The organism is Streptomyces bobili (assembly GCF_002154575.1).
Taxonomy (GTDB): domain Bacteria; phylum Actinomycetota; class Actinomycetes; order Streptomycetales; family Streptomycetaceae; genus Streptomyces; species Streptomyces bobili.
Genome location: NZ_MUBA01000333.1, coordinates 1 through 1,416, shown reverse-complemented (window position 1 = coordinate 1,416; position 1,416 = coordinate 1). Strand labels below are relative to the sequence as shown.

Sequence of the window (1,416 nt, the reverse complement as noted above, 5' to 3'; positions counted from 1 at the left end):
CTCCGCCGCCAGCTCCACGGCGTGCACGGAGCTGCCTCCGGCGTCGAAGAAGTCGGCGTCGGCGTCCAGGTGCCCCTGGGGCAGATAGCGCCCGGCCGCTACGGCGATGGCGTCGGCCAGGCCGTCGAGGTCGAGGTCGGGCACGGGGGCGTCGGGGCCGGTTATCGGCGCGGTGCCGGAGTCTGCTGGGGCGGGCTCAGGACCGGCCGGGTCGGCCGTCATGACCAGCGCCAGCAGTTCGCTCACGCCCAGGCCGCTCCCGCCCTGCTCGATCGCCTCGGCGGTGGTCAGCCCGGCGTCCGCCCGCTGTCCGGCGTCCGCCGCCGCTTCCTCGTTCATGTCACGCATGAGAGCCCTTCACGATGTGCACGGTCCTTTCCCTGCTGCTGCGAAAGCGTTGCTGTCACTGTTCCCAGGAGCGGAACGCCCGCAGATGGTCAGGCGTGGTGACGGTCTCCAGGAGTTCGTCGTCCGGGTCTCCGCCGCCGAGCGCGGCCACGATCCGGCGGGCCGGCGCGTTGCGCGGGGTGCGCTCGGCCGTCAACCGGACCTTGGTGCAGCCCAGTTCGTCGGCCCGGTCGGCGAGCCGGGCGAGGAGCCTCTCCTCCACGCCCCGGCCCAGCGCGCGGCAGCTCATCAGCCAGGCCAGGACGTCGAGTTGGTCGCCGTCGGCGCGGACGGCGAGCAGGCCGATCTGGCCGTAGTCGCCGAACCGGTCGCGGGCCGAGGCCGTCCACACCTCACCGCGGCCGAGCCACCGGTCGAGGTCGCCTCCGTCGGCGGAGCGGGCGCGGAGTGTGAACTGGTTGGTGCGGCGGACGAGTTGCTCGGCCCGCTGCACGTCCTCCTCGCCGAGGGCACGGACGTCGACCTCCAGGTGCAGCTGGGCGAGGAACTCCTCGAAGCCCGCCTGTTCGCGGACGGCGTCCCGTTCGCGTTCCTGGTCGTAGAAGCGGGCCCGCAGGGTGTCCTCGGCGGTGGCCGGGGCGGGGACCAGCGGCCACAACCGGGCCAGGAACTCCTCCAGTCCGGCGGCGGGGGGGCAGGTCACGGACAGCACCTGGGGCAGCGCGGCACGCATCTTGCCGATCTCGGCGGGGTTGTCGTCGAGGAACAGGAAGCTGTCCACGCCCAGGTTGAGGGTGCGGGCCGCCTCCGCGACGCGGGTCGGCTTCGGGCCCCAGGCGGCGGACAGGACGCTGAAGTGCTCGGCCTTCAGGAGGCTGTCGGGCCGGTCGAGGACGGTCCGGACGGTGTCCTCGTCGTTGTTGCTGACGAGCGCCAGCAGGGCTCCGGCCTCGCGCCACTGCAGGAGGCGGCGCGCGAGGAGGGCGCGCGGTCCGGTCAGGTCCACCGCGTCGGGGCCGATCTCGCCGGCCACGCCGCCCCACAGCGTCTCGTCGCCGTCGACGGCGA

General features: G+C 73.9%; 1 protein-coding gene and 1 pseudogene. Both read right to left on the bottom strand.

What is annotated here, in order from left to right; genetic code table 11:
- A pseudogene (locus BZL64_RS39895) lies at positions 1-339 on the bottom strand (thioester reductase domain-containing protein); the annotation flags it as partial.
- A gap of 64 nt (positions 340-403) precedes the next feature.
- A partial coding sequence (locus tag BZL64_RS25390; protein WP_143663312.1) for an HAD-IIIC family phosphatase occupies positions 404-1,416 on the bottom strand: 1,013 nt, incomplete at its 5' end.